This window comes from Burkholderia sp. IO2, assembly GCF_029522185.1.
Lineage (GTDB): Bacteria > Pseudomonadota > Gammaproteobacteria > Burkholderiales > Burkholderiaceae > Burkholderia > Burkholderia cenocepacia.
Genome location: NZ_JAKWFH010000002.1, coordinates 131,627 through 156,658, shown reverse-complemented (window position 1 = coordinate 156,658; position 25,032 = coordinate 131,627). Strand labels below are relative to the sequence as shown.

The following is a 25,032-nucleotide window of genomic DNA, read 5'->3' as shown; positions in this document are numbered from 1 at the left end:
TCATCGAACCCTGTGACGCCGGCGCATTCGTCACGCGCGGCGCCGATTCAACCGATTCACCGATTCAACCGATATGCAACCGATTCACGCAAGGAGCCTGAAGTGAACGCTACCGACACCCTGGACCCCGCGTCCGCCGAAGAGCAGCGCATCATGTCGAAGATGGCGCGGCGCCTGCTGCCCATCCTCGTCGTGATGTTCCTGATCGCGTTCATCGACCGGCAGAACGTCGGTTTCGCGAAACTGCAGATGGTGCACAGCCTCGGGATGACGGAAGCCGCGTTCGGGCTCGCGTCGTCGCTGTTCTTCATCGGCTACCTGCTGTTCGAGGTGCCGAGCACGCTCGCATTGCATCGTTACGGCGCACGCGTGTGGCTCGCGCGGATCATGCTGACGTGGGGGCTCATCACGGTGCTGATGGGCTTCACGACGTCGATGCCGGCGTTCTGCTCGCTGCGCTTCGTGCTCGGCATCGCCGAGGCCGGTTTCTATCCGGGCGTGATCTATTACCTGACGCTGTGGTTCCCGCAGAGCTACCGCGCGAAGGTGCTCGGCATCTTCACGCTCGGCAGCGCGCTCGCGAACATGCTCGGCTCGCTCGTTGGCGGCCTGCTGCTGAGCCTGAACGGCGTGTGGGGGCTGGCGGGCTGGCAGTGGGTGTTCGTCGCGACGGGCATTCCGGCCGTGGTCGTCGCGATCGTCGTGTTCCGCGTGCTGCCCGCATCGTTTCGCGAAGCGCGGTTCCTCGACGAGCGCGAGAAGCAGATCGTCGCGGCCGCGCTGGAGCGCGAGAAGCCGGCGCAGGCCGAGCACGGCCGGCCGTGGAAGGCGCTGCTCGATCCGCGCGTGATGCTGTTCGCGGCGACCTACATGCTGATGTCGACGTCGCTGTACGGCGTCACGTACTGGCTGCCGACGATCGTGAAATCGTTCGGCGTGTCGAGCACGACGAACGGGTTCCTGAGCATGCTGCCGTGGGCGCTCGCGGTGGTGCTGCTGGTGTGGCTGCCGTCGAAGCTGCGCCGTGCGAAGAGCATCCTGCGCACGATCGCGATCGTCGCGGCGCTCGGTGCGCTCGGTTTTCTGCTGAGCCTCGTGCTGCCGTCGACGCCGCTGCGCTTCATCGCGCTCGTGCTCGGCGGCGCGTGCATCCCGCTGCTGTATCCGTGCTTCTGGTCGATGCCGCCGCGTTACTTCACCGGCGCGCGGGCGGCCGCGAGCGTCGCGGCGATCAACTCGATCGGCAACCTCGGCGGCTTCTTCAGCCAGAACCTGATGCCGTTCGCGGGCAAGGTGACGGGCACCGCGTTCGGGCCGATGATCGTGCCGATCGTGTGCCTCGCGCTGCTCGGCGTCGGCGCGCTGGTCGCGTGGACGCGCTCGGAGCGGGGGATGGTGGCGGCGCGGGCGTGATGGGGCGCGGCTTGGCCCGGGATACGTGGGTTAGGCCGAATGGCTGACTGCACGCGAAAAAGTGAGTGTGCTACCATGCATTACATATGTAATGCATGGAGTGTGCGATGAAAACCGCGACCATGCCGGCGCTGCGTGTCGATCCGCAATTGCGGGAGGAGGCAGAGTCGGTCCTTGAGGAAAACGAGACGTTGTCTGCGTTCATGGAGTCGGCGCTGCGCGACGGGATCGCGCGTCGCCGTCTGCAACGCGAGTTTGTAACCCGTGGCCTCGCATCGCGCGACGAGGCGCGTCGTACCGGTGAATACGTCGATGCCGCCGACGTGCAGGCCGAACTCGAGGGTATGCTGAAGGCTGCGCGTGCAGCGAAGGCGGCTGATTGATCTATCGGGTCCGATATACACGTGCGGCCCGTGAGGATCTGGTACGGATGTATCGATACTTGCTCGAACGTGATGTGGATGCGGCGGCGCGGGCTGTGGACGCGATCGAACAAGGTGTCGCCATGCTCCGCATGTTTCCGTTCACATGCCGCAAGGTCGATCACGGAAATCCATTTTTGCGCGAGCTGATCGTGTCCTTCGGCACGTCGGGCTATGTCCTGCTGTTCGAGATTGAAGCAGCCGAGCAAGTTACGATTTTAGCCGTACGACACCAACGGGAAGATGATTACCACTGATATGTGACGATGCGGTGGTTGTCGTTGCCGCGTTGGTCAGCGATTGATTCGCGAATCCCCGTCCCCGCCATGCGCGACCGCCACAGGCGCTGGCACCCGCGGAATCTCGACCTCCACTGTCGTGCCTTCGCCGAGCGTCGTCGCGATCCGCAGCGTGCCGCCGACCAGATACGCACGCTCGCGCAACCCCACCAGCCCGAATGAACTCGACTTGCGCGGCACCGCGGGATCGAAGCCCGCGCCGTCGTCGCGTATCGTCAGCGCGATCGCTTCGCCGCCGCACACGAGTTCGACGTTCGCATGCGACGCGGCCGCGTGCCGGGCGACATTCGCGAGCGCTTCCTGCGCGATGCGGAACACGGCCGTCGCATACGGCTCGTCGAGCTGCAATTCGGGCGGCTCGACGTGCAGCGCACACGCGATCCCGTGACGGTGCCGGAAATCCTCCACGAGCCATTGCATCGCCGCCGCGAAGCCCAGATCGTCGAGCATCAGCGGGCGCAGGTCCGACGCGATGCGGCGGGTCGCGGCCACCGCGCCGCGCGCGAGCGCATGCATCGCCGCGATCTTGCGCGCGAGCGACGCGTCGTCCTGCGGCACGCGGTCGATCAGCCATTCGAGATCGTTCTTCAGCGTCGCGAGCGTCTGCGCCAGTTCGTCGTGCAGTTCGCGCGCGATGCGGCGCTGCTCGGCTTCGCGCGCGCTGGCGCTGATCGCGGCGATCTCGCGCAACTCCTCGCGCGACGCCTGCAGCGCCCGCTCCGCGCGCACGCGTTCCTCGACTTCGCGTCGCAAGTCGCGGTTCGACGCGCTCAGTTGCGCGGTGCGCGCGGCGACGCGCTGTTCGAGCCGTTCGTTCGCCTCGTTCAACTGCGCGCTTTTCTGCGCGACGAGCAGATGCTGGTAGCGCGCGCCGGCCAGCGCGCGCACCGTCTGCGCATGCAGCCGGCCGTTCTCGAACAGCATCGCGAACAGCACGACGCCCGACGCGACGAGACCGTACGCACGCCCCGCATAGAAGCCGAGGTCGAAGCGGCCGTGATTCAGCATCGACGACAGCGCGATGTCGAACAGCCACGCGACGAGCACCGTCATCACCCACAGATCGAGCACCGAATGGCGGCGCCGCTGCCGCCACATCAGCATCAGCGCGACGAGGTTCAGCCCCCAGACGACCGTGATCGCGTTCATCATCGTCGCGGTCATCCTGTTGCCGCTCATGATGCGCGGCAACAGGTCGTGGCCGGCGGTCGCGAGCAGCGCGAGCGCGACCGTCGCGCCGATCGCGGCCGCGATGCAGAGAACGACCGGAATCGCCGCGCGGCGCTGCGGGGCCGGAGCCACGCGCCCGCGCGACGCTGCGCGCAGCAGCGCGTACGCGGCGACCGACAGCGGAAAGCCGCCGTGCCAGAACAGGTACAGCCACGCGGTGGTCTGTTCGCCGGCGCCGAGCAGGCCGCGCGGCGCGAACAGGCCGGGGAAGGTCAGCATGTGCGTGCCGGCCATGAACGCCGTGAACAGGTAGCCGCCCGCCAGCACGAGCAGCGGCTTCTCGCGCAGGATCGCGTACTGGCCGAGCAGCAGGCCGGCCGTCACCATGTCGTTGACGACGATCGCCGACTGGTACACGGGAATGAACGCCCAGCCCGGCGCGAGCGGCAGGGGGGCGAACGGTGCGAGCGCGGCGAAGATCACGGCCGAGACGAGCACCGTCGCGAGCGCGAGCCGCCGCTCGCGCCGGCCCGGCGGCAGCGACGACATGAACAGGCGCGACGTATCCGGATCGTCGTCGTTCGGCGGCGGCGGCAGCGGTGCGGAGGGGAAGCGGAAGGCGGCCATCATGCGTCGTCGGCGCCGAGGTCGAGATCGTGGCGCACCGCGTAGCGGATCAGGGCGGCTTCGTGCGGCAGCGCCATCTTGTCGAGGATGCGCGTCTTGTACGTGCTGACCGTCTTCGCGCTCAGCGCGAGTTCAAACGCGATCTGCGTGACCGTCTGGCCGGCGACGATGCGGCGCATCACGTCGAGTTCGCGCGCGGACAGTCGCTCGTGCGGCAATACCTGAGCCGGCGCGCGCAGCGTGCGAGCGAGGCTTTCGGCCGCGGACGGGCTCACGTAGATGCCGCCCGCGGCCACCTTGCCGACGGCTTCGACGAGCTCGGCGGTCGCACTGTCCTTCGTCAGGTAGCCGGTGGCGCCAGCCTTGAATGCGCGCGCCGCATACTGCGTTTCCGCGTGCATCGTCAGCACGAGCGTGCGCAGCGACGGCGCCTGGCGCTTGACCAGCCGGATCAGCTCGATGCCGGTCGGCGCGGGCATCGACAGGTCGAGCAGCAGCACGTCGGCGACGGTGCGCTCGGCCAGCGCGAGCGTGCCCGAGCCGTCGCTCGCCTCGCCGACGATCTCGAAACCGCCGGCCATCTCCAGGATGTGACGCAGTCCGTCCCGCATGACTGCGTGATCGTCAGCCAGAATTACCCTGATCATCTTCCAGCGATCCTCTTCGGGATGACGCCGCGTGTTGCCGTCCGGTTGTCGCCGCGGCCGTTCTTCTGACCAATATATGCCCCCGGACCCGAAAACGGTACTCGTTCGAGAAATTTTCGGGAGGGTTGAACGCGGAATGTGCACTGAAACGAAATAATTCACGGGAAAGGGTACGGCGCGACGCGCATCCGGATCCGGGTATTCCCGGGTGATCGTGGCACCCGCGCGGGGCCGGCGCGGCATCACGGCAACCGGTCCGCGAACCGGTCCGATTCGGGACTAAACTGGTGCCCGATGCCACTCGCGTCAACCAAGGAGTCCTGCGATGATCGACCTTGCCGATATCCTGCCGTCCGCATTGCCCGCCGCTGTCGCGTGGGCCGAAGCGGAGGCGGCGCGCGGGCTCGCGCGGGGCACGCCGCTGACGCCGGCACAAGCCGACGACGCGCGCACGGTGGGCGTCGCGCAACCGGAGCGGATCCGCGTGACGGCCGTCGATCGCATGCCGTTTCCCGACACGCCGACGCTTGCCGCGCTCGCCCGCGACACCGGGCTGCTCGCGCCCGGGACGATCGGCCTCACGCTCGGCCATGCGGTGTACGTGCTGCGCGGGCAGGACACGCGCCGCCTGCTGACTCACGAATTCCGGCATGTGCATCAATACGAGGCCGCCGGCTCGATCGGCGCGTTTCTTGCGCGCTATCTGCACGAGGTCGCGACGGTCGGCTACCACGATGCGCCGCTCGAGGCCGACGCGCGACAACACGAATTCGATTGACCCCTGACCCCGACACCGGCGCGAGCGTGCGCATGTCGCGATGAACGTATCCAATGCCCCTGCCGGCCCGCCGTTCGCGCGCCGGGCCGCACCGTTCGGGAGCGTGTGATGAGCGACACGATCCATGCGTGGATCGGTGCGATCGGCGCGCATCCGCTGCTCGTGCTGGCGATCGTGTTCGTGGCCGCCTGCGCGGAGGCGATCGCGTTGATCGGCACGATCGTGCCGGCCGGCGCCGTGATGTTCGCGGCCGGCGCGCTGATCGGCGCGGGCGCGCTCGACGCGTGGGCGACGATCGGCGTCGCGGCCGTCGGCGCGGTGATCGGCGACGGGATCAGTTACGAACTCGGGCGGCATTACCGCGGGATGATCCGCAACGCATGGGCGCGCTTCGGCTATGCGAACGCCTACGCGCGCGGCGAGGAATTCGTGCTGCGTCACGGCATGAAGAGCATCGTGCTCGCGCGTTTTCTCGCGCCGGTGCGTGCGGTGGTGCCGGTCGTCGTCGGCTGCGCGACGCTGCCGCGCCGGTCGTTCTATCCGGTCAACGTGATCTCGGCGCTCGTGTGGGCGCCTGTCCACGTCGCGCCCGGCATCCTGTTCGGCGCGTCGGCCGCGCTGGCCGCGGCGATCAGCGTGCGGGTCGCCGCGATCCTGCTGGTCGTCGCCGCGCTGGTCGCGCTCGTGTGGATCGGCGTGCGCATCGCGCTGCGGCGCGGCTGGCCGCTGCTGTGCCGTGCGCTCGCCGAAGCCCTGCATGCCTGCGCGCGCCGCTGGCCGCGGTTCGGCGCGCGGCTGCACGACGGGATCGCGTACCTGCGCGGGTTGCCGGGCGCGGTGCCCGTGCTCGCGCTGCTGTTCATCGGCTGTGTGTGGCTGTTCGCGGGCATCGTGCAGGACGTCGTCGCGAACGATCCGCTGATGCACGCGGACATCGCGCTGTACGCGTTCCTGCAGAACCTGCGCACGCCGCCCGTCGACGCCGCGATGAGCGCGCTCGCCGTGCTGCATGGGCACGACACGGGGCTGATCGTCGCGGCCGCGTTTCTCGTCTGGCTGATGATTCATCGCTGCTGGCTGTCGGCTGCGTGGTGGCTCGCGACGGTCGGCGTCGCCGTCGTGCTCGTGCCGGTGTTCGGCGGAGGCGTGCCGGGCGCGACACCCGCGAGCCTGCCGCCCGGCGCGCCGCACGTGGCGCTGCCCGACGCCGACGCCGCGTTCGCGATCCTCGCGAGCAGCGGCCTCGGCTGGGTGCTCACGCGCGACCGGCCCGCGTTGTGGCGCATTCCGGTCGTGACCGCGGTCGTGCTGTGGATCGTGCTCGGCGGTTTCGCGCGGCTGTACGTCGGCGATACGTGGTTGTCGGGCCTGCTGGGCGGATGGAGCCTCGGGCTCGCGTGGTTCGCGTTGCTCGCCGGCGCCTATGCGTACTGGCGCGTGCGCGAGCATGTGCAGCCGAGAGGCGCGCTCGTCGCGGTCGTCGTCGTGCTCGCGACGGCCGGCGTATGGACGGTGCCCGCGCAATGGCAGCTCGATCGCGCGGCGCGTCCGCATGTCGGCGACGTGGTCGCGATGACCGTCGATCAGTGGCTGCGCGGCGGCTGGCAGCGCGTGCCGACGCGGCGTACCGAGATCGGCGGCGACCGCGAGGAATATCTGCCGCTGCAATGGAGCGCGACATCGGACACGCTCGACCGGCATCTCGCGCAGGCCGGCTGGCAGCGTGCGACGCCGTGGTCGCCGGCCACCGCGCTGCGCTGGCTGTTGCCGCAGGCGCCGGCGGATACGCTGCCCGTGCTGCCGCGCTATACGCATGGCGAAAGCACGCGGCGCGTGTTCGTCCATATCGACCCGGCCCACCCGGAAAGCCGTTTCGTGCTGCGGCTGTGGCGTTATCCGTACGTGCTGCAGGATGCGCTCGGCATGCGGCCGCTGTGGTACGGCGCGCTGTATCGCGAGACGCTGCGCCGGCCGGCGCGGCTGATGACGATCGTGCGCACGACGACGATCGACGATGCGGCGGCGATCGCGCAGGCGCTGGCGGTCGAGCCGACGATCGCGCATCGGCCGGCGGGAGTGACGGTCGCGCCGGACGAGATGCTGCTGGTGTGGATGGTGAGGCCGTGAGGGGCCGCGCGTGCCGTGCGCCCCTTACGCGTGCGACGGCTGCGCGGGAACGACGGACAGGCGCAGGCCGACGGTCTTGAGCACCGCGAGCAGGGTCTTCAGCGTCGGGTTGCCGTTCGGGGACAGCGTGCGATACAGCGATTCGCGGCTGATGCCGGCTTCGGCCGCGACCGCGCCGAGCCCTCCATACGCTTCCGCGACCGTGCGCAGCGCGAGCAGGCCGGCCGCGCGGTTGTCCGGGTCGTCGAGCGACTCCATCGCGACGCGCAGATAGGCGACCGCGAGCTCGCGGTCGGCGCCGAGTTCGGCGACCTCTGCGTCGTGGTGCGATACCGCGCCTTTGAGCTTGTTCACATTTGCCTCCGTTTCCAGTTCGACCAGTGTTCCTTTGCGCGCCGGATGTCGTCGGATTGACTCGCCTTGTCGCCGCCTGACAACAGCAGCACCAGGGCGCTGTCGTGCCGGCCGAAGTACACGCGATAGCGGCGCCGACATGGACGCGCAGTTCGGCCACGCCTTCGCCGACCGGCTCGCAGTCGCCGAAATTGCCGGTCTGCACGCGGCGCAGGCGCTCGCGGATGCGTGCCTGCGCGAGCTTGTCACGCACGGCGTTCAGCCATTCGGTGAAAGGCTCGCGACCGTCGTCGCGCTGATAGCGAAGCAGTTCGAACTTGGAGAGCATTGTAACTTGTAAGCTACAAAAAATCAATGGAACGAATCGGGTCGCATGCAATGGCTTCACAGCCGACGCGCATGCAGCGTCTTCATGGTTCGGCTGTCAGGGCATGGAGCGGACCTCCCGGACGACGATCATTGTTTCATCCGGTCGGGCGCGCGACGATTCGGCCAAATGGCCGGTATCGATGGCGTGATGAGGGGGGATGCGCTCGGAGACGGAGAGCGAGAGGAACGACTGGGTGGAGGGTTTGCCGGCTCGCGATGTGTACCGCGAGCCGGCAGATTCCCGCGCTACTGCTTCGCCGGCACGGCGGTCGCGACCTTGTCGAGCGCCGCCGGAATGTACGTATCGAGTTGCGCGGTCACCGATTCGTAGAAGTCGATCGGCTTGCCCCATGCGTCGGGCACGTCGACGTGTTTCCCGCTCGCGTACTCGGCCAGCGTGAACACCTTGCCGGCCGCCGACGGATAGAGCGCGAGCACCTTTTCCTTGTGCTTGTCGGTCATCGTCAGGATGACGTCCGAATGCTTGACGTCGTTCGCGTTCAACTGCGCCGCGCGATGCGCGGACGTGTCGATCCCGCGGCGCTTCATCAGGATCACGCCGTTCTCCTCCGGCTTTTCGTCGTACGGATCCTCGTCGACCGCGCGCGAAATCACCGCGACATGCGCGTGGCGCTGCGCGATCAACTGGCCGGCAATCGCTTCCGCCATCACGCTGCGCCCGGTGTTGCCCGTGTCGACGAACGCGACCTTCTTCGGTTCGTCGGCCCATGCCGACGTCGCGCACTGGATGCCGACGCCGCAGAGCAGCGCAAGCGTGCCGAGGGTGTGCCTTCTTTTCATGATGTCTCCGCCAGGGTGGGGTGGTTGCTCGCCCCGGTGACGCACCGGGGTTTGCGGGAAATCATGACGGCCGCATGCGGCGGAAAAAAATAAACGGCCGGTTTTCGCAAGTCGGTGTCGCTTCGTTGCAAGCGGGTGCGACGCTCGGGCCGGCGCCGAGCGTCGTACGTCGCCGCTTCATCGTCATGCCGGCGAGGCGACACGTTTCGCTGCAAACCCCGCCAACGTACGCAACGCGTCCCGCGCCGAGCGCAGATAAAACGCCTGCAGATGAAACACGTGCCAGCGCGCCGCATGAATCTCCAGCCGGCACGGCACGCCGCACGCATGCGCATGCTCCGCGAGCCGCTGCGCATCGGACAGCAGCACTTCCTGGTCGCCGGCCTGGATCAGCATCGGCGGCAAGCCGCGCAGGTCGGTGTCGAGCGGGCCGCGCGCCGCGGCGGACCCCGTGCCGTGATACCAGCGCAGGCCCTGTTCGAGCCAGCCGCGCCGGATCATCGGATCGTCGTGGCGGCGCGAGGCCAGCGTCGCGCCGCCGAGCGCCGGGTCGGTCACGGGCGAGATCAGTAGCAGCGCGGCGGCAGCCGGCTCGCCGCGCTCGCGCAGCGCGATGGCGAGCGCCAGCGCCAGCGCGCCGCCGGCGGAGTCGCCGGCGATCACGATCCGGTGCGGCGCATAGCCCTGCGTGCGCATCGCATCGTAGGCGGCCAGTGCATCGTCGAGCGCGGCCGGGCTCGGATGCTCGGGCGCGAGCCGGTAATCGGGCACCCACACCGGCAGGCCCGCGTCGTTCGCGAGGCGCGTCGTCACGCCGCGATGCGTATGCGGCCCGCCGAGACAAAACGCGCCGCCGTGCAGATAGAGGATCGCGCCACCCGTATCGCCACGCTTCGGCGCGACGACTTCGACGGGCACGCGTTGCGCCGACGTGCGGTAGCGCAGCGTGCCGCCCGCGCCGGGCATCAGCGGCGACAGCAGCGTGACGACGCGGCGCTGCATGCGCGCGCCGAACGGCGGCCCGATCAGCGGCCGGAACGCGACGCGCAGGAATCCGCGCAACGAAGCGGCCGTGAAGGCTTCGAGTCTGCCGGCGGGCGGCGCGACCATCGTGCCGTGCAGCGGCGCGGCCGCCGCGGGCAGCGGTTGCGACAAGCGGTACGCGGACATGCCGGTGAAGCGCGTGATCCACCGGTAGGTCAGCGTGAAGCCCGGCCAGTTCGTGCTGTTGTGTCCCGACGCATCGACGTACCAGCTCTTGCAATTGCTCCATACCGACCCTGCGAGCCGCTGCTGCACGTGCACGTTGAAACGCCGGTAGCGGCGCGCGTCGACGTCGATCTCGCGCGCGCCGTCGCGACGCATCGCATGCACGCAGCGCATCACGTGCGCGATCTGGCTTTCGAGCATGTAGACGATCGAGTTGTGACCGAGGTTGGTGTTCGGGCCGTACAGCATGAAGAAGTTCGGAAAGCCGGGCACGGTGAGCCCGAGATACGCCTGCGCGCCGCGTCGCCACGCATCGTTCAGTTCGAGGCCGCCGCGGCCCGTGATGCGCATCGGCGACAGGAACTCGGTCGCCGCGAACCCGGTGCCGTAGACGATCGCGTCGACGGGATGATGCACGCCGTCGGCGGTTTCGATCCCGTCCTCGGTCACGCGCCGGATCGGCTGCGTGACGAGCTCGACATGGTCGCGGCTCATCGCGGCGAGATAGTCGCTCGACAACAGGATGCGCTTGCAGCCGACCGGATAGTCGGGCGTGAGCCGTGCGCGCAGCGCGGGGTCCGGCACGTCGCGCGCGAGCAGCTTGCGAAACGGCCGGCCGACCGCGACCTTCATCAACCCGTGCAGGCGCGTGAACGCGATCGCACGCGCTTCGTAGTGCAGGTAGATCGATGCGCGATGCAGTTTCATCGCCGCCGGCAGCCGGCGAAACAGCGCCTTTTCCCACGGGCGATACGCGCGGTCGGGGCGCGGCATCACATAGGCCGGCGAGCGCTGGAACACGGTCAGGCGCCGCACGTCGCCGGCGATCGCCGGAACGAACTGGATCGCCGATGCGCCGGTGCCGACCACGGCGACACGTTTGCCGGCGAGTGCGTAATCGTGATCCCAGTGTGCGGAGTGAAACGCACGGCCGCGAAACGTGTCGATGCCGGGCAGGTCCGGCATGGCGGGGCGGCTCAGCTGGCCGGTGCCGCTGACGAGCAGCGCGGCGCTCAGCGTCGTGCCGTCGCGCAGCGTGACGTGCCACAGCGCGCCGGCTTCGTCGTAGCGTGCGTGTTCGACTTCGGCGCCGAAGCGCAGATATCGCGCGAGGCCGTACTTGCGCGCGCAGTGTTGCAGGTACGCATGAATTTCAGGCTGCGGCGCGAACACGCGCGACCACGCCGGATTGGGCTCGAACGAGAACGAGTACAAGTGCGAAGGCACGTCGCACGCGGCGCCCGGATAGCGGTTGTCGCGCCACACGCCGCCGACGTCGTGCGAGCGTTCGACGATCACGAAATCGTGAATGCCGGCGCGTTGCAGCGCGACCGCCATGCCGACGCCGGCAAAGCCGGCGCCGATGATGATCGCGGCAAGCGGCGTGGCGGCGCGGGCGGAACGGGAAGGATCAGGCGACGGCATGGCGGGTTTCCTCGGGCTGGGCGGTATCGTGCGCGGCGTGGGGTGCAAGGGTAGCGTCGAAATCCGTCGCTGTCCTGACGATTGCTTCGGCATGCGGCTCTACCGCTACGCGGCATACGCCGCGCATCAGGTCGACGGCCTTCTCGGCGATCATGATCGTCGGCGCATTGGTGTTGCCGCCGATGAGCGTCGGCATCACCGATGCATCGACGATGCGCAGCCCTTGCACGCCATGCACGCGCAGTTGCGGATCGACGACGGCGAGCGCGTCGCGTCCCATCCGGCAGGTGCCAACCGGGTGATAGACGGTGTCGGTGCGCCGCCGCAGCACGTCGCGAATCTCGTCGTCGGTCGTCACGTTCGCGGTGAACAGGTCGCGCGTGGTCCAGCTGGCGAGTGCCGGTGCGTCCATCAGGCGACGCGTGAGGCGGAAGCCCGCGACCATGTCGTCGAGATCGCGCGGATCGTCGAAGAATGCGGGATCGATGCGCGGCGCCGCGAGCGGATCGGTGCCGTTCAGCGTGACCGAGCCGCGGCTGCGCGGCCGCAGCAGGCAGACGTGGCACGACAGCCCGTGACCGGCATGCGGCTTGCGCGCATGGTCGTCGACGAGCGCGACGACGAAATGCAGCTGGATGTCCGGTGCGGCGAGATCGGCACGCGTTTTCAGGAAGCCGCCGCCTTCCGCGAAGTTCGACGTCAGCATCCCGCGCCGTTCGCGGCGAAAGCGCGCGAATTCGCGCAGCATGCGCAGCCCGCCGCGGACGGATACGCCCATCGTGTCGACGCTGCGCGTGCGGTAGCCGAAGATGAAATCCGGATGATCCTGCAGGTTGCGGCCGACGCCCGGCAGGTCCGCCCGTACCGCGATGCCGCGCTGCTGGAGTGCACTGCCCGGGCCGACGCCCGACAGCATCAGCAATTGCGGTGTCTGCAGCGCGCCGGCCGCGAGCACGACTTCGCGCCGCGCGCGCAGCGTGCGGATTTCGCCGTGCTGCCGCACTTCGACGCCGGTTGCGCGCGTGCCGTCGAACAGGATGCGCAGCACCTGCGCATGCGTCTCGACCGTCAGGTTGTCGCGTCGCCCGACGTGCGGCAGCAGGTACGCGCGTGCCGCGCTCCATCGTTCGCCGTGCTTTTGCGTGACCTGGTAGATCCCGATGCCTTCCTGCTGCGCGCCGTTGAAATCGTCGGTGAGCGGCAAGCCGGCCTGTCGCGCGGCTTCCAGATAGCGCGCGTGAAACGGGTTGCCGGTGCGCAGGTCGCTGACCCACAGCGGGCCGTCGCGGCCGTGCCACGCATCGTCGAAGCGCTCGTTGTGTTCGCTCAGGCGAAAGTACGGCAGCACGTCGTCGTATGCCCAGCCTTCGTTGCCGAGCGCGGCCCAGCCGTCGTAATCGACGCGATGGCCGCGGATATAGACCATCGCGTTGATCGCCGACGAACCGCCGAGCGTCCTGCCGCGCGGCTGATAGCCGATGCGCCCGCCGAGCCCCGGCTGCGGCACCGTGTCGAAGGCCCAGTTGTTCAGGCGGGTGGGCATCATCGCGACCGCGCCGGTCGGCACGTTGACGACCGCGCCGTCGCCCCGGCCGCCGGCTTCGAGCACGCAGACGGTCACGGCCGGGTCCTCGGTCAGCCGCCCCGCGACGACGCAGCCGCCCGACCCGCCGCCAACCACGATGTAGTCGAAAGTCCTGCTCATGGAATCGTCTCCTTTCCTCGGTAATCGGTGGGTCACGCGATGCACGTCGGCATGCGGGGACGGGCGGCGCGCCGGTGGGCGAAGCGGGCGGCGGGATCGATCGGGCGACTCGGTCGCATGGTGTCTCCTCCTGGGGCGATGGCGTCGTTCGGGCGACGACCGGATGACGCCGATGGTGCGGGCCGCGTGGGAAAACACCAATGCTGCTTGGGGACAATTGTTTTAGTATTTGGGCCAAATCGGCGCTTCGAGGGTTTCTCCGCATGAGCTTCTGGGATTTCACCCGGAGTCCGGCCAGCGCCCGGCTGCTGGCCGATTTCGGCGACGAACGCGGCGTGCCGCCTGCCACGTTGCTGGCCGGCACCGGCCTCGCGAGCGCGCAGCTCGATGACCCGAAAGTCGAGGTGACGGCCGCGCAGGAACTGCGGCTGACCGGCAATCTGCTGCGCGCGCTCGGCCGGGCGCAGGGCCTCGGGTTCGAGGTCGGGCTGCGTTATCACTTCTCCGCGTACGGCGTGTGGGGCTACGGGCTGATCGCGAGCGCGACCGGGAGCGATGCGCTCGCGCTGGCGATGCGCTTTTTGCCGCTCACGTATGCGTACACCGTCATCACGTACCGCGAGGCCGCTGACACCGGCGTGCTCAACTTCGGCGCGCCGGAACTCGACGCCGACCTGAGCCGGTTCCTCGTCGAGCGCGACATGACGGCCGCGGCCGTGCTGCTGCAGGAAATCGCCAGCGGCGATTTCGCGTTGTCGCGCTTCACGCTGCAGGCCGCGCGTTCGCCGGCGCTTGTCGCGCCGCGCATCGCGGGTATCGAGCCGACGTTCGCGGCGCGTGCGAACAGCCTCGAGTTCGATCGCGCGTTTCTCGACCGGCCGCTGCCGCATGCGAATCCGCTGACGGTGTCGATGTGCGAGCAGATGTGCGGCCAACTCGTCGAAGCGCGGCGTGCACGCGTGGGCACGTCGGAGATGGTGCGCCAGTACCTGAACGCGACGCCGGGCAGCGCGCCGTTCTCGCTCGAGGACATGGCGCGGCTGATGAACACGAGCCCGCGCACGCTCAAGCGCCGGCTTCAGGACGAAGGCACGACGTTTCGCGCGCTGCTCGCGCAGGCGCGCGGCGCGATGGCCGAGACGCTGCTCGCCGATGCGCGGCTGTCGCTCGCGGAGGTGGCCGAGCGGCTCGGTTTCAGCGATCTGTCCAGTTTCTCGCAGGCATTCAAGCGCTGGTACGGCGTACCGCCGGGCGCGTATCGCAGCGCGGCGCGGCGAACGGGCGACCCGCGATGAATCGCGGTACGATCGCTCGTTCGCCTGCCTTGCCTGCTGACATCACCCTCACGAGACCCCCCGCATGATCACGATCCGCCCGATGACCGACGACGATTTCGCACGTTTCTGGCCGACCTACCGCGCCATCGTCGCTGCTCAGGAAACCTACGCATTCGATCCCGAGTCGACGCCCGAAGCGGCACGCGCACTGTGGCTCGACGCGCCGCTCTGTACGTGGATCGCCGAGGAGGACGGCGTGGTGCTCGGCTCGTATTACCTGAAGGCGAATGCGGCCGGGCCGGCCAAGCACGTGAGCAACTGCGGCTACATGGTGAACGAGGCCGCGCGCGGCCGCGGCGTCGCGCGCCTGATGTGCGAGCACTCGCAGCAGGTCGCGCGCGAGCACGGTTTTCTCGCGATGCAGTTCAATTCGGTGGTCGCGACCAACGAGGTCGCGGTCGCGCTGTGGCAGAAGCTGGGATTCGAGATCGTCGGCCGGCTGCCGCGCGCATACCGTCACGCGCGGCTCGGCTTCGTCGACTGCCTCGTGATGTTCAAGTGGCTCGGCGACGCGGCCGCCGCCGAAGCCTGAGTCACCTGCGCGCCGCGTCAGACGGCGAACGCGCCGTCGAACACGATCCGCTCGTCGAGCGCGAGCGTGCCGCGCGCGAAGATCAGGTCCAGATGGTGGCTGCCGTTTTCGCCGCCGCCGAGGCCGAGATGCAGGCCCGGATGGCGTTCCTCGAATCCCGCGTTGCGGCCGTACAGGCCGCGGATGCCGAGGTTCGTGCCGATGCCGAATTCCTCGATCCGCCGGTGATTCGCGTGCCGGTCCAGATAGGTCGAGAAGTCGCGCCGGAAGCCCGCATCGTCGGTGTCGAAATCGACGATCGTGCTGTGTTCGACATGCAGCGTCGCGAGCCGCTCGGCCACCTTGTACTTGATCGCGAACGGCACGGTGCCGAGAAACGTGCCGCTGAACACGACGGTGCCGTTCAGGTCCGTCACGTGCGTCGCGATCTCGCCGGGCACGACGTCGAGGTTGCCCATGCCGTCCACGCTCGTCCATTTCTGGTCCGGCGCGAGCGCGCCCGTCAGCGCGTTGCCGGCTTCGTCGATGAAGCGGATCTGCGACGCGCGCGAGGCCGCCTCGATCAGCCGGCCGTTGCGGGCGGCGATGTCGTCGAGCGATTCGGCGAACGCCTCGTCGAGGTGCGGGCCGTAATCCTTGAATAAAACCGATTTACTCCAGTGTTCGACGATCGCGGGGCGGATCGCGGCGAGGAACGGCGGCCCGCTCGGCGACGGCGTCGGCAGGCACGACGAGTCGTACAGCAGCACGAACAGGTCGGCGTTGTCGAGCGCGACGGCGATGTCGGCGGGCGCGGTGCTTTCGAGGCAGAGGGTGGTCGCGTCGAGCGAATCGGGCAGGGCGGAAAAGGCGCGCAACGCGATGTCGCGGTTGCGGGTGTCATAGCCGACCAGCAGTTTTCCCGATTCGCCGCGGGCCAGCTTGGCGCGCAGCGCCGGGTGAAAACCGAGCGCGCGGTGCAGGTTCAGCATGCGTATCTCCGGAAGCGGCGGAAGGGCCGAGGCCCTTCCGCGAGAACGGGTGGCCCGCTCAGACCGGCCAGAGCGCGGTGCCGAACGGCACCACGGCGTCCTCGACCATCATGTCGACGGCCTCGGGGTGCGTGTCTTCCTGCATCCAGTCAAGCAATTCGATTTGCTGGGTTTCCTGCATGTCAATTCTCCTGTGGTGAACATGAGTGATTCAACATGAAAGCGCGACAAAAAAATTGCCGCTCCTCGTTCGGCATTTTGTGAATCCCGGACAAGTGGCGTCGATATTAGTCTGACGAATTTTCGAATGCAATGCGTTGCCATGTTTTTAGCCGACACGTGCTAAACACGCAGCGTTTGCGCTTCACATACTGGAAAAACCGGATAAAACGGGCGACAGATCACGCATCATTTTTTTAGAGGACGGAATCCGGATCGACGAAATGAATTCGGCTATTTTTAATTCGAATTCAATTGTCCGGATTGCTGCGTTTTATGTCATTGACGAAAGCCGCATACGCATTCGCGTGGCGTTCGAATCCGCGATCGAACCGGTCCGCGATGTCACGCACCGCGCGCGGTTCGCACGCGAGCGTCATCCGAGCAACGCCTTGCCGATCGCCTTGGTCGGTTCGGAGCGCAGCACCAGCGAAGTCGTGACCGCGCCGAAGCGCGCAATCGCGTCGATGAGCGTTTCGAGCTGGCCCGGTGTCGGCACCAGCACCTTCAGCAGAAAGCAATCGTCGCCGGTCATGCGATGGACTTCGATGACATGCGGCATGTCGGCAAACGTGCGCAGCGCCGGTTTGATGTGCTCGTGAGTCGTCTTCAGCCGGATGATGGCCATCATGCCCAGCCCGAGCGCCGCCGGATCGATCCGTGCGCCGTAGCCCGCGATGATGCCGCGTTCTTCGAGCCGCTTGACGCGCTCCGACGTCGCGGGCTGCGACAGCCCGATGCGCCGGCCCACTTCCGACAGCGGCGTTCGCGCGTTGTCCTGCAGGGTCTCGAGGATCGCAAGATCCAGGCGATCCAGTGCTTCGTCCGGCATGACGGTCCTCCGGTACCGTTGATTCATCGGCATTTTGTCTCAATAACCGATGACTTGCCATTCCATGCCGACCGGCGCCCCGTCACACTGCCGGCTTTCGTTGATGGAGGGCGTGATGGAGCAAGCGATCGTGATCGTGCCGGGTATCGGCAATTCGGGACCGGATCATTGGCAGAGTCATTGGGAGACCGCGTTTCCCCGCGCCGCGCGCATCGCGCCTGAGTCGTGGGATGCGCCCGACCTGGCCGACTGGACGGCGGCGCTGGACGAGGCCGTGGCGAACGCCGGCGCGCCTCCGTTCGTGATTGGTCATTCGCTGGGCTGTCTGTTGTTCGCGCATTGGCATGCCGCGTCGGCGCGCGCGGTGCGCGGCGCGTTTCTCGTCGCCGTGCCGGACCCGGCAGGGCCGCGTTTTCCGGTGGCCGCCGCCGCGTTCGCGAAGCTGCCGCGCGGCCGGTTCGGGCGCGTGCCGGTGCTGGCGATCGCGAGCGCGGACGATCCGTACGATCCGTCCGGGCGAGCGCTCGAATGGGTCACGCAACAGGGCGCGACGCCGCTGCAGCTCGGCGCGCGCGGCCATCTGAACGCGGCTTCCGGGTTGGGGGAATGGCAAGAAGGACGCGCGCTGCTGACGGCGTTTGCAGCCGGGCTCGGGCGAGCGTGATCGTGCGTGCCTGCGCCGGCCGTCGGGTTTTTGTCGCCACCGCACCGGTTCACGGCGGCTCAAGTATGATCGACCGACGGTGGCGCAAGCCCCGCAATCGAACAACGATGGAGACACCCCGATGCGCGCAGTGCCGCAACCGGAGCGTGCCGGCCGCTCGCGGCCGGACGCCGGCGCAACCGATCCCGGCCGCATGGCCGCGTGGCGACTCGCGATCTGCCTGTCGCTCGGCAGCGCGATCGCGCTCGGCCTCGCACGCTTTTCATATGCGCTGCTGCTGCCGCCGATGAAAGCCGATCTCGGCTGGACCTTCGCGCAGGCCGGCGCGCTGAACACGGCGAACGCGGCCGGCTACCTGATCGGCGCGCTGGCATTCCCGCTGTTGTCGCGGCGCTGGCGCGCGGGCACGCTGCTCGCGGCCGGCTGCGCACTGACCGCCGTGCTGATGGCCGCGGGCGGGCTCACGTCGGACATGCACGCGCTACTGGCGCAGCGGCTGGCCACAGGTATCGGCAGTGCGTTGATCTTCATCAGCGGCGGTGTGCTGGCCGCGCGGCTCGCGTCCGCGTCGCCGCGCGACGCAGGGCTGCTGCTCGGCCTCTATTACGGCGGCACCGGATGGGGCATCGTCGCGTCGTCGCTGCTCGTGCCGGCCACGCTCGTGCATCGCGTGCACGGCTGGCAGCCCGCGTGGTTCGCACTCGCGACGGCGTGCGTGCTGTTCTCGGCGGTGGCCGTGTCGGCTGCGCGCCGCATCGAGCATGCGCATGCGGCGCCGGTCAGACAGACCGACGGCGCGAAACCGGCGGCGAGCGCGAGCCCGGCCCGCTTCGCGCTCGCGCTGGCCGGCTACGGGCTGTTCGGCGTCGGCTACATCGGCTACATGACGTTCATCGTCGCACTGCTGCGCGGCGCGGGGATGAGCGGCACGGTGGTCGCCGCGTTCTACGTGATGCTCGGGATCGCGACCATCGTGTCGGCGCGGCTGTGGTCGGGGCTGCTCGACCGGATGCGCGGCGGCCAGGCGCTCGCCGTGCTCAACGCGCTGCTCGGCGTCGCGACGCTGATGCCCGCGCTATTCGTGCACCCGGCCGCCGCGTTCGCGTCGGGCCTGCTGTTCGGCGCGACGTTCCTGTCGGCGGTCGCGTCGACGACGGCCTTCGTGCGGCACAACCTGCCGCCCGACGGCTGGGCGAAGGGGATCAGCGCATTCACGACGGTCTTCGCATTCGGGCAGATCGCGGGGCCGGTCGCGATCGGCTGGGTGTCGGACAGCGCGGGGCTCGCGCGCGGGCTCGTGTATTCCGCGCTGACGCTGTTCGCGGGTGCCGCGTTCGCGGCCGGGCAGCGCGCGCTGCGCAGCACGTCCGCGTAGTCAGGCGCCCGTCACCGCACGCAGGCGGTACGCGACACGCGATGAAACGCACGGCTGAAGTAGATGAGGCTGTCGCCGTCGTCGCGCACGCGAATCGACGTCGCCTCGATGAACATCACCGAATGCGAGCCGACTTCCTTCATTTCGGCGATCGTGCCCTGCAGGCTCGCGAGCGCGTCGCGCAGCACCGGCACGTCCTGTTCGCCGCGATCCCACACGGGCAACTGGAAACGCTGTTCCATCGGCAGGTCGGTGAGCCCCGCGAAGTGTCGCGCGAGCAGTTCGTGCTCGGCCGGCAGCACGTTGATGCACACCTGACGGTTGCGCTCGAAGGTCGCGTGCATCGCGCTCGACCGGTTCAGGCACACGAGCAGCGTCGGCGGCGCGTCGGTGACGGAGCATACGGCGCTCGCGGTGATCCCGCAGCGGCCGTGCGGCCCGGCGGTGGTGATCACGTTGACGGCCGCGCCGAGGTGAGCCATCGCCTGGCGGAAGGCCTTCTGCGCGTCGGTCGGTTCGACGCGCGCCGGTCGCTGGATATCGGTCGTGGAAGACATGGGCGCTCCTGGTTGGACGAAAGCGGCGAACGATGCAGCGCGGCGAGCGCGGCGCCGGATCGCCGACGATGACCCAAGCGTACGTCGCGAAAATGCGGCCGACCATTCGCACGATTGGCGATCGGGATGGCGTTGCCGCCAACGCGTCTAAAGGTTCTACCTAGATGCGTGCCGCCGCGTGTGAAAAAAACCGCGATTGCGCGTTCGTGCGGCACGTGCAGGGGTTTGCAGCGGGTTTTCGGCTCGTTATGATGTGCCGCACACCCCCAGCGAACGACGCTCGCGACATGCCGGCCACCGGTTTGCCGCGCGGCGCGTGCGATACCGATACCGATATTCAGCGAGACACCCGCGATGACGTCACCCGCACCGATCGTATACATCGTCGACGACGACAGCGGCATGCGGACGTCGCTCGCGTGGCTGCTCGAATCGGTCGGCATCGCATCCGAAGGATTCGCGAACGCCGCCGACTTTCTCGCGCGCTTCGACGTGAACTTGCCCGCCTGCCTCGTGCTCGACGTGCGGATGCCGGAGAAAAGCGGCTTCGACGTGCAGGCCGAACTGAATGCACGCGGCGCGACGCTGCCGGTGATCTTCGTCAGCGGGCATGGCGACATTCCGATGTCGGTGCGTGCGTTGCAGAACGGCGCGATCGATTTCGTCGAGAAGCCGTACAACTCGCAGCAGATGCTCGAGCGCGTGCAGCGTGCGCTGCGGCTCGCGCAGCAGCGGCACGCGGTGAGCCAGCGCCACCGCGAGCTGCGCCAGCGGCTCGATGCGCTGACCGCGCGCGAGAAGGAAGTGCTGCGCGGCGTCGTGGACGGCAAGGGCAGCAAGCAGATCGCGTCGGATCTGTCGATCAGCGTGAAGACGGTCGACGTGCATCGCGCGAGCATCAAGGAGAAGCTCGGCGCGACGTCGATCGCCGCGCTGGTGCGCGATGTGATGGTCGTATGGGGCGACGACGGCGAATCGTCGCGATGAGGCCCGGCGCGTTCAGCGCATGTACAGCCCGCCGTTGATGTCCCAGCATGCGCCGTTCGCGAAATGCGCGTCGCCCGACGCGAGCAGCACGGCGGCATCCGCGACGAACCCGGCCGACCCGAGCTTGCCGCCCGGCAGGCTCGCGAGCACCTGACGCAGTTTTTCAGGCGCGACGCTTTCGTACACGATCGGCAGATCGAGCGGCCCCGGCGAGATCGCGTTGACGGTTACGCCGTGCGCGGCGAGATCGCGTGCGAACACCTTCGTCAGCGTCAGCGTGCCGCCTTTCGCGGCCGCATAGTGCGCGCCCGTCGCCGAGCCGCCGTTCTGCCCGGCGAGCGATGCGATGTTGACGATGCGGCCCGCGCCGCGCTGCGCGAAGTACTGGCCGAACACCTGGCAGCCGAACAGCACGCTGCGCAGGTTCACGTCGATCACCTGGTCGAACTGCTCGGCGGTGATCTCCATCGCCGGTACGACCTTCGACGCGCCTGCGTTGTTGACGAGCACGTCGACCGTGCCCCAGCGCGCGACGAGCGCATCGCGCGCCGCTTCGAAATCGCGTTTGGACGTGACGTCGAGCGGCAGCGCGATCGCGCGTGCGCCGCCCGGGTCGAGTTCGCGTGCATGCGCGTGAACGGCGTCGGCGGCGATGTCGGCCAGCGCGACGCGATAGCCGGCCGCATGGAAGCGTTCGGCGATGACGGCGCCGAGCCCGCGCGCGGCGCCGGTGACGAGAACGACTCGATCTGACATGGTGTGGAATTCCGTGGTTCGCGGGCGCACGCCGATGGAAGCGGCGCCCGCATCGTGGTTCATGCGGCGAGCGCCGCTTCGAAGTGGGCCGCGATCGCGCAGACCCGCTCGTCCGCGCCTTTGCGACCGACGATCTGCAAGCCGGCCTTCAGCGGTGAACCGGCGAGCGGTAGCGGCAGGCTCAACGCTGGATGGCCGCTCAGGTTGAACGGCCGGATCAGCGACGACATCGCGATCACCGATACGCCGTCGCGGGCCTGCTGCAGCGTGATCGGCAGCGCGGGCAGCGTCGGCAGCACCAGCACGTCCGCGTGTTCGAGCGCGGCGTCGACCTGCGCGGTGAAGCGTGCGCGCACGGCTTCGGCTTCCGCGAGCGCGGCCGGTGTCGTCGTCGCGGCCATGCGCAGTCGTGCATCGAGATCGGCGCCGAGCCGCCCCGTTTCGACCAGATGGCCGAACGCGCGCGACGTTTCCGCATTGATCACGGTCAGCCCGGCCGCGAACGAGGCCGGCATTTCGTCGAGCACGACCGTGTGCGCGCGCAGGCCCGATGCGCGAACGGCCGCATCGAGCGCGGCGGCGATCGCCGGGTCGGCGTCGACGACGAGTTGCGCGACCGTGCAGCCTGCCGCGGCAGCCGTCGCCTGCGCACGATCGAAGCCCGGCGCGATCGCGGCCATCACCGCGACGAGCGTGCGCATCTCGCGTGCGAACGGCCCGACGCAATCGAGCGTCGTGTCGGCGGGCGCGACGCCGCGCCGCGACACGCGGCCGAACGTCGGTTTCAGCCCGGCCACGCCGCAGCACGCGGCCGGCCCGCGAATCGAGCCGCCGGTATCGGTGCCGAGCGCCGCATCGACGGCGCCGAGCCCGACGAGCGACGCGGAGCCGCTCGACGAGCCGCCGGGAATGCGCGTGGCATCCTGCGGATTGACGGGCGTGCCCGTGTAGTCGTTGATGCCGGTCATGCCGAACGCGAGTTCGTGCATGTTCGCCTTGCCGGCGATCTGCCAGCCGGCGTCGAGCAGCAGGCGGACCACGTCCGCGTGCTGCGCGGCGGGCGGCGCATCGGCGAGCGCGCGGCTCGCCGCGCGGGTCGGGTGGCCTGCGATGTCGATCGTGTCCTTGATCGCGATCGTCGGGCCGGGGCCGCCGAGCGTGAAGGTGTCGATGAAGCCTGTCATGGTCGGTATCGTGCGAAAGCAGCGGGAAACATCAGGACCGTGGCGCGGCGGCGAGCGGCCACGGGCCGTCGAGCACGCGTTCGGTGCGGAAATGGCGGATCAGCCAGGTGGCGCCGTCGGCTGCCGGCGCGAAATCGACGGTCAGCCGCGCGGCGATCAGTTCGGCCGAGCCGTCGGCGTAGCGCGACGCCTGCAGCATGATCCAGCGGCCGCGCGCGCTGGCGCGATCGGCGCCGATCTCGATCGACTCCGACGTCAGGAAGTGCAGGTTCGCCGCGAAATGCGGATCGGGCGGCAGGTAGCGGCCGAGCATCGCGACGATCGCCGCGGGGCCTTCGAGGCGGCCGAACTTCCGCGCGTATTGCAGGCCGATGCCTTCCCACACGGCGTCGGCCGTGAACAGGTCGGCGAGCGACGGGCCGGCGCCGGCGTCTGCGGGGACGTCGCACAGCGCCATGTAGCGCGTGAGCGTCGCACGCACCGCGCGCTCGGCATCGAGCGCCGCGACGCGCTGCACGAGCGTGTCGATCGCGGCAGGGGACAGGTCGGTCATCGCGCGCCTCACGCCGCGGGCTTCGCGGCCGGCGGCACGGTCAGCGCGCGGCCCACGCGCGCCTCGATCTTGCCGTAGCGCCACAGGTTGTATTCGCCGACGGGCGTCGTGCGGTACAGGTTGCACACGGCGACCGTCGTGTCGAAATCGGCGACGTCGGCCATGATGTAGAAGGTCCACGGCGCGCCGTCGGCCTGGCCGACCACGAGGCGGTCGTCGTCCATCACGCCGAGCACGCGCACGCCGGGCATCGCTTCGACGGCCGCGAGCATCGCGCCGTACGCCTGCCACACTTCGCCGATCTGCTCGCGCGGCAGGTCGAAGAAATTCTGCGACACGCCGCAGCAGAACAGGACGCGCAGCGGCAGCGGATTCGAATCGGACATATCGGGTTCTCCAGAGAAATCAGGCGGGCGCATGAGCCGGCCGGCGACGGCGCGACCGGTTCGGCTTCATGCGCGTTCGTCAAAAGCGTCGGTCGATGCAGGTTACAGATAACCGGGAAACGGTGCGACGCCGGTGAATACCGCGCCCGCGCCGTCAAAATTGCCTTCGGCGAGGAACGCGTGCTGCGTGACGACCATCGCATCGCGCAGCAGCCGCTGCAGCGGATGCGACCGGTAGATCGCCGCCGTGCCGCCGAGGCGGTACGCGCGTTCGACGACGCTCGCGCCTTCGCGGGCGATCTGCGTGGCCGCGAGCCGCAGCAGGCTGACCTGGTCGGGCGTTACCGGGTTGCCCGCGAGGATCGATTGCCACACCGAGTCGGTCGCATCGTAGAAGAACGCGCGCGCCGAGCGCAGTTGCGCCTCGGCCTTCGCGAGCTCGATGCGGAAATACGCGCGATCGGCCAGACGCGGCGCGCCGGTCGTCGTCTGGCGGCCGCCGGACATGCGATTCACGACGTCGAGCGCCGCACGCGCGAGGCCGAGGTTGACGACGGCCAGCACCTGCGCCGCATACGCGACGGTCGGATAGCGGTACAGCGGTTCGTCGACGGTCGGTTCGCCGCCGCGTACGAAGGTCCACGCCTCGGGCACGAAGCGGTCGTTCACGCGCAGGTCGTGGCTGCCGGTGCCCTGCATGCCGACCACGCTCCAGTTCTCGACGATCTCGACCTCGGCGGCGCGGAACACGGCCGTGCGCGGCTTGTTCGGTGCGGCGTCCTGCACACCCGGCACGGCGATGCCGACGCCGAGCCAGTCGGCGCCCTTGCAGCCGCTCGCGAATTTCCACGTGCCGTTCACGCGCCAGCCGCCCGGCGCGTCCTGCGCGGGCTGCACCGGGAACAGGCCGCCCGCGAACACCTGGTCGGGGCCGCCCGCGTACAGCTCGGCCTGGGTCTCGAGCGGCAGCGCGGCGAGGTAGACGTTCGCGGAGCCGAAGCTCGCGACCCACGCGGCCGAACCGTCGGCGGTCGCGATCCGTTCGATCATGTCGAGGAACGCGGTCGGCGCGAGCGCATCGCCGCCGAAGCGGCGCGGCGTGCCCGCGCGATAGATGCCGGCCTGCTTGAACAGCGCGATCACGTCGCGCGGCACGTGCGACAGCCGGTCGAATTCCTCGCGGCGCGCGGCGACCGTTTCGAGCACCGCGTCGAGCGCCGACAACTGCCCGGCCGCGGGAGAGGCCGCGGGCGGCGAGGTCGGCGCGGATTCGATGGCGAGGGCGGCTTGCGGCATGGTTGTCTCCTGGGGATGGGGGGCGATTTCTGTGTCG

General features: G+C 68.9%; 25 protein-coding genes and 1 pseudogene. 10 read left to right on the top strand and 16 right to left on the bottom strand.

The features are described from left to right. Positions 1-102: 102 nt before the first annotated feature. The 3 genes from MMB92_RS01985 (at position 103) to MMB92_RS01975 (ending at position 2,092) form a co-directional block, all read left to right on the top strand. On the top strand, positions 103-1,413 hold the full coding sequence (locus MMB92_RS01985; RefSeq protein ID WP_059722417.1) for an MFS transporter: 1,311 nt from the start codon (positions 103-105) through the stop codon (positions 1,411-1,413). A gap of 107 nt (positions 1,414-1,520) precedes the next feature. Further along, positions 1,521-1,796 carry a YlcI/YnfO family protein gene (locus MMB92_RS01980; RefSeq protein ID WP_006482105.1) on the top strand — a complete coding sequence of 92 codons (276 nt, stop codon included), beginning with the start codon at positions 1,521-1,523 and terminating at the stop codon, positions 1,794-1,796. Further along, the gene (locus MMB92_RS01975; protein WP_012338669.1) at positions 1,793-2,092 is read left to right on the top strand and encodes a type II toxin-antitoxin system RelE/ParE family toxin; all 300 of its coding nucleotides are present in this window, start codon (positions 1,793-1,795) and stop codon (positions 2,090-2,092) included. Before MMB92_RS01980 ends, MMB92_RS01975 begins: the two co-directional genes overlap by 4 nt. A gap of 36 nt (positions 2,093-2,128) precedes the next feature. Here MMB92_RS01975 and MMB92_RS01970 read toward each other — a convergent pair whose 3' ends face one another. Together MMB92_RS01970 and MMB92_RS01965 are read right to left on the bottom strand one after the other, a co-directional pair. Next, positions 2,129-3,934 carry a sensor histidine kinase gene (locus MMB92_RS01970; protein ID WP_277562481.1) on the bottom strand — a complete coding sequence of 602 codons (1,806 nt, stop codon included), beginning with the start codon at positions 3,932-3,934 and terminating at the stop codon, positions 2,129-2,131. Beyond that, positions 3,931-4,578, bottom strand: coding sequence for a response regulator transcription factor (locus MMB92_RS01965; protein WP_006495658.1), 648 nt, complete (start codon positions 4,576-4,578; stop codon positions 3,931-3,933). The genes MMB92_RS01970 and MMB92_RS01965 overlap by 4 nt, the downstream gene beginning before the upstream one ends. Before the next feature lie 325 nt (positions 4,579-4,903). Here MMB92_RS01965 and MMB92_RS01960 point away from each other — a divergent pair, with 325 nt between their 5' ends. Together MMB92_RS01960 and MMB92_RS01955 are read left to right on the top strand one after the other, a co-directional pair. Beyond that, a complete protein-coding gene (locus MMB92_RS01960) occupies positions 4,904-5,356 on the top strand; it encodes a hypothetical protein (protein WP_006482104.1) in 453 nt (150 codons plus the stop codon). Positions 5,357-5,464: 108 nt separating this feature from the next. Next, a complete protein-coding gene (locus tag MMB92_RS01955; protein WP_048988373.1) occupies positions 5,465-7,483 on the top strand; it encodes an LssY C-terminal domain-containing protein in 2,019 nt (672 codons plus the stop codon). Between the two features lie 24 nt (positions 7,484-7,507). Here MMB92_RS01955 and MMB92_RS01950 read toward each other — a convergent pair whose 3' ends face one another. The 5 genes and pseudogenes from MMB92_RS01950 to MMB92_RS01930 form a co-directional block, all read right to left on the bottom strand. Beyond that, complete coding sequence (locus MMB92_RS01950) at positions 7,508-7,837, bottom strand: transcriptional regulator (RefSeq protein ID WP_006479699.1); 330 nt, start codon at positions 7,835-7,837, stop codon at positions 7,508-7,510. Beyond that, positions 7,834-8,165, bottom strand: a pseudogene (locus MMB92_RS01945) (type II toxin-antitoxin system RelE/ParE family toxin). Before MMB92_RS01945 ends, MMB92_RS01950 begins: the two are co-directional and overlap by 4 nt. Before the next feature lie 287 nt (positions 8,166-8,452). Beyond that, entirely contained in the window at positions 8,453-9,007 is a 555-nt protein-coding gene (locus MMB92_RS01940; RefSeq protein WP_006495654.1) for a protein-tyrosine-phosphatase, read from the bottom strand. Between the two features lie 183 nt (positions 9,008-9,190). Then, entirely contained in the window at positions 9,191-11,641 is a 2,451-nt protein-coding gene (locus tag MMB92_RS01935; protein WP_277562480.1) for an alpha/beta hydrolase fold domain-containing protein, read from the bottom strand. Continuing rightward, entirely contained in the window at positions 11,628-13,346 is a 1,719-nt protein-coding gene (locus MMB92_RS01930; RefSeq protein WP_034202747.1) for a GMC family oxidoreductase N-terminal domain-containing protein, read from the bottom strand. The genes MMB92_RS01935 and MMB92_RS01930 overlap by 14 nt, the downstream gene beginning before the upstream one ends. A 263-nt stretch (positions 13,347-13,609) precedes the next feature. Here MMB92_RS01930 and MMB92_RS01925 point away from each other — a divergent pair, with 263 nt between their 5' ends. Next, positions 13,610-14,641, top strand: a complete 1,032-nt coding sequence (locus MMB92_RS01925; RefSeq protein ID WP_006495651.1) for an AraC family transcriptional regulator — start codon at positions 13,610-13,612, stop codon at positions 14,639-14,641. 64 nt (positions 14,642-14,705) lie between these two features. Then, positions 14,706-15,215 carry an N-acetyltransferase gene (locus tag MMB92_RS01920; RefSeq protein ID WP_058902752.1) on the top strand — a complete coding sequence of 170 codons (510 nt, stop codon included), beginning with the start codon at positions 14,706-14,708 and terminating at the stop codon, positions 15,213-15,215. Positions 15,216-15,232: 17 nt separating this feature from the next. On the opposite strand, the gene MMB92_RS01915 is transcribed toward MMB92_RS01920, so the two are convergent. The 3 genes from MMB92_RS01915 to MMB92_RS01905 form a co-directional block, all read right to left on the bottom strand. Continuing rightward, on the bottom strand, positions 15,233-16,186 hold the full coding sequence (locus MMB92_RS01915; protein WP_006490492.1) for a hypothetical protein: 954 nt from the start codon (positions 16,184-16,186) through the stop codon (positions 15,233-15,235). A gap of 58 nt (positions 16,187-16,244) precedes the next feature. Next, a complete protein-coding gene (locus tag MMB92_RS01910; protein ID WP_006479692.1) occupies positions 16,245-16,367 on the bottom strand; it encodes a hypothetical protein in 123 nt (40 codons plus the stop codon). Positions 16,368-16,781: 414 nt separating this feature from the next. Continuing rightward, positions 16,782-17,237: an Lrp/AsnC family transcriptional regulator gene (locus MMB92_RS01905; RefSeq protein ID WP_277562479.1), complete on the bottom strand. Its 456-nt coding sequence runs from the start codon at positions 17,235-17,237 to the stop codon at positions 16,782-16,784. Positions 17,238-17,352: 115 nt separating this feature from the next. Between MMB92_RS01905 and MMB92_RS01900 the strand changes: the two genes are divergently transcribed. After that, complete coding sequence (locus MMB92_RS01900; RefSeq protein WP_277562478.1) at positions 17,353-17,901, top strand: alpha/beta hydrolase; 549 nt, start codon at positions 17,353-17,355, stop codon at positions 17,899-17,901. 121 nt (positions 17,902-18,022) lie between these two features. After that, positions 18,023-19,276 carry a YbfB/YjiJ family MFS transporter gene (locus MMB92_RS01895; protein WP_048988367.1) on the top strand — a complete coding sequence of 418 codons (1,254 nt, stop codon included), beginning with the start codon at positions 18,023-18,025 and terminating at the stop codon, positions 19,274-19,276. Positions 19,277-19,287: 11 nt separating this feature from the next. Here MMB92_RS01895 and hpaC read toward each other — a convergent pair whose 3' ends face one another. Next, on the bottom strand, positions 19,288-19,833 hold the full coding sequence (gene hpaC, locus MMB92_RS01890; protein WP_006490502.1) for a 4-hydroxyphenylacetate 3-monooxygenase, reductase component: 546 nt from the start codon (positions 19,831-19,833) through the stop codon (positions 19,288-19,290). Positions 19,834-20,187: 354 nt separating this feature from the next. On the opposite strand from hpaC, the gene MMB92_RS01885 reads away from it, so the two are divergent. After that, entirely contained in the window at positions 20,188-20,820 is a 633-nt protein-coding gene (locus MMB92_RS01885) for a response regulator (protein ID WP_006479687.1), read from the top strand. 12 nt (positions 20,821-20,832) lie between these two features. Here MMB92_RS01885 and MMB92_RS01880 read toward each other — a convergent pair whose 3' ends face one another. The 5 genes from MMB92_RS01880 to MMB92_RS01860 all read right to left on the bottom strand — a co-directional run bounded on the left by MMB92_RS01880 (position 20,833) and on the right by MMB92_RS01860 (position 24,995). After that, the gene (locus MMB92_RS01880; RefSeq protein ID WP_205670655.1) at positions 20,833-21,576 is read right to left on the bottom strand and encodes an SDR family NAD(P)-dependent oxidoreductase; all 744 of its coding nucleotides are present in this window, start codon (positions 21,574-21,576) and stop codon (positions 20,833-20,835) included. Positions 21,577-21,635: 59 nt separating this feature from the next. Further along, positions 21,636-22,760 carry an amidase gene (locus MMB92_RS01875; RefSeq protein ID WP_077191043.1) on the bottom strand — a complete coding sequence of 375 codons (1,125 nt, stop codon included), beginning with the start codon at positions 22,758-22,760 and terminating at the stop codon, positions 21,636-21,638. Positions 22,761-22,791: 31 nt separating this feature from the next. Continuing rightward, complete coding sequence (locus MMB92_RS01870) at positions 22,792-23,313, bottom strand: nuclear transport factor 2 family protein (RefSeq protein WP_006495644.1); 522 nt, start codon at positions 23,311-23,313, stop codon at positions 22,792-22,794. An 8-nt stretch (positions 23,314-23,321) separates the two neighbouring features. After that, positions 23,322-23,699, bottom strand: coding sequence for a hypothetical protein (locus MMB92_RS01865; RefSeq protein WP_006490490.1), 378 nt, complete (start codon positions 23,697-23,699; stop codon positions 23,322-23,324). A gap of 102 nt (positions 23,700-23,801) precedes the next feature. After that, the gene (locus tag MMB92_RS01860) at positions 23,802-24,995 is read right to left on the bottom strand and encodes an acyl-CoA dehydrogenase family protein (RefSeq protein WP_006490498.1); all 1,194 of its coding nucleotides are present in this window, start codon (positions 24,993-24,995) and stop codon (positions 23,802-23,804) included. Positions 24,996-25,032: the final 37 nt, after the last annotated feature.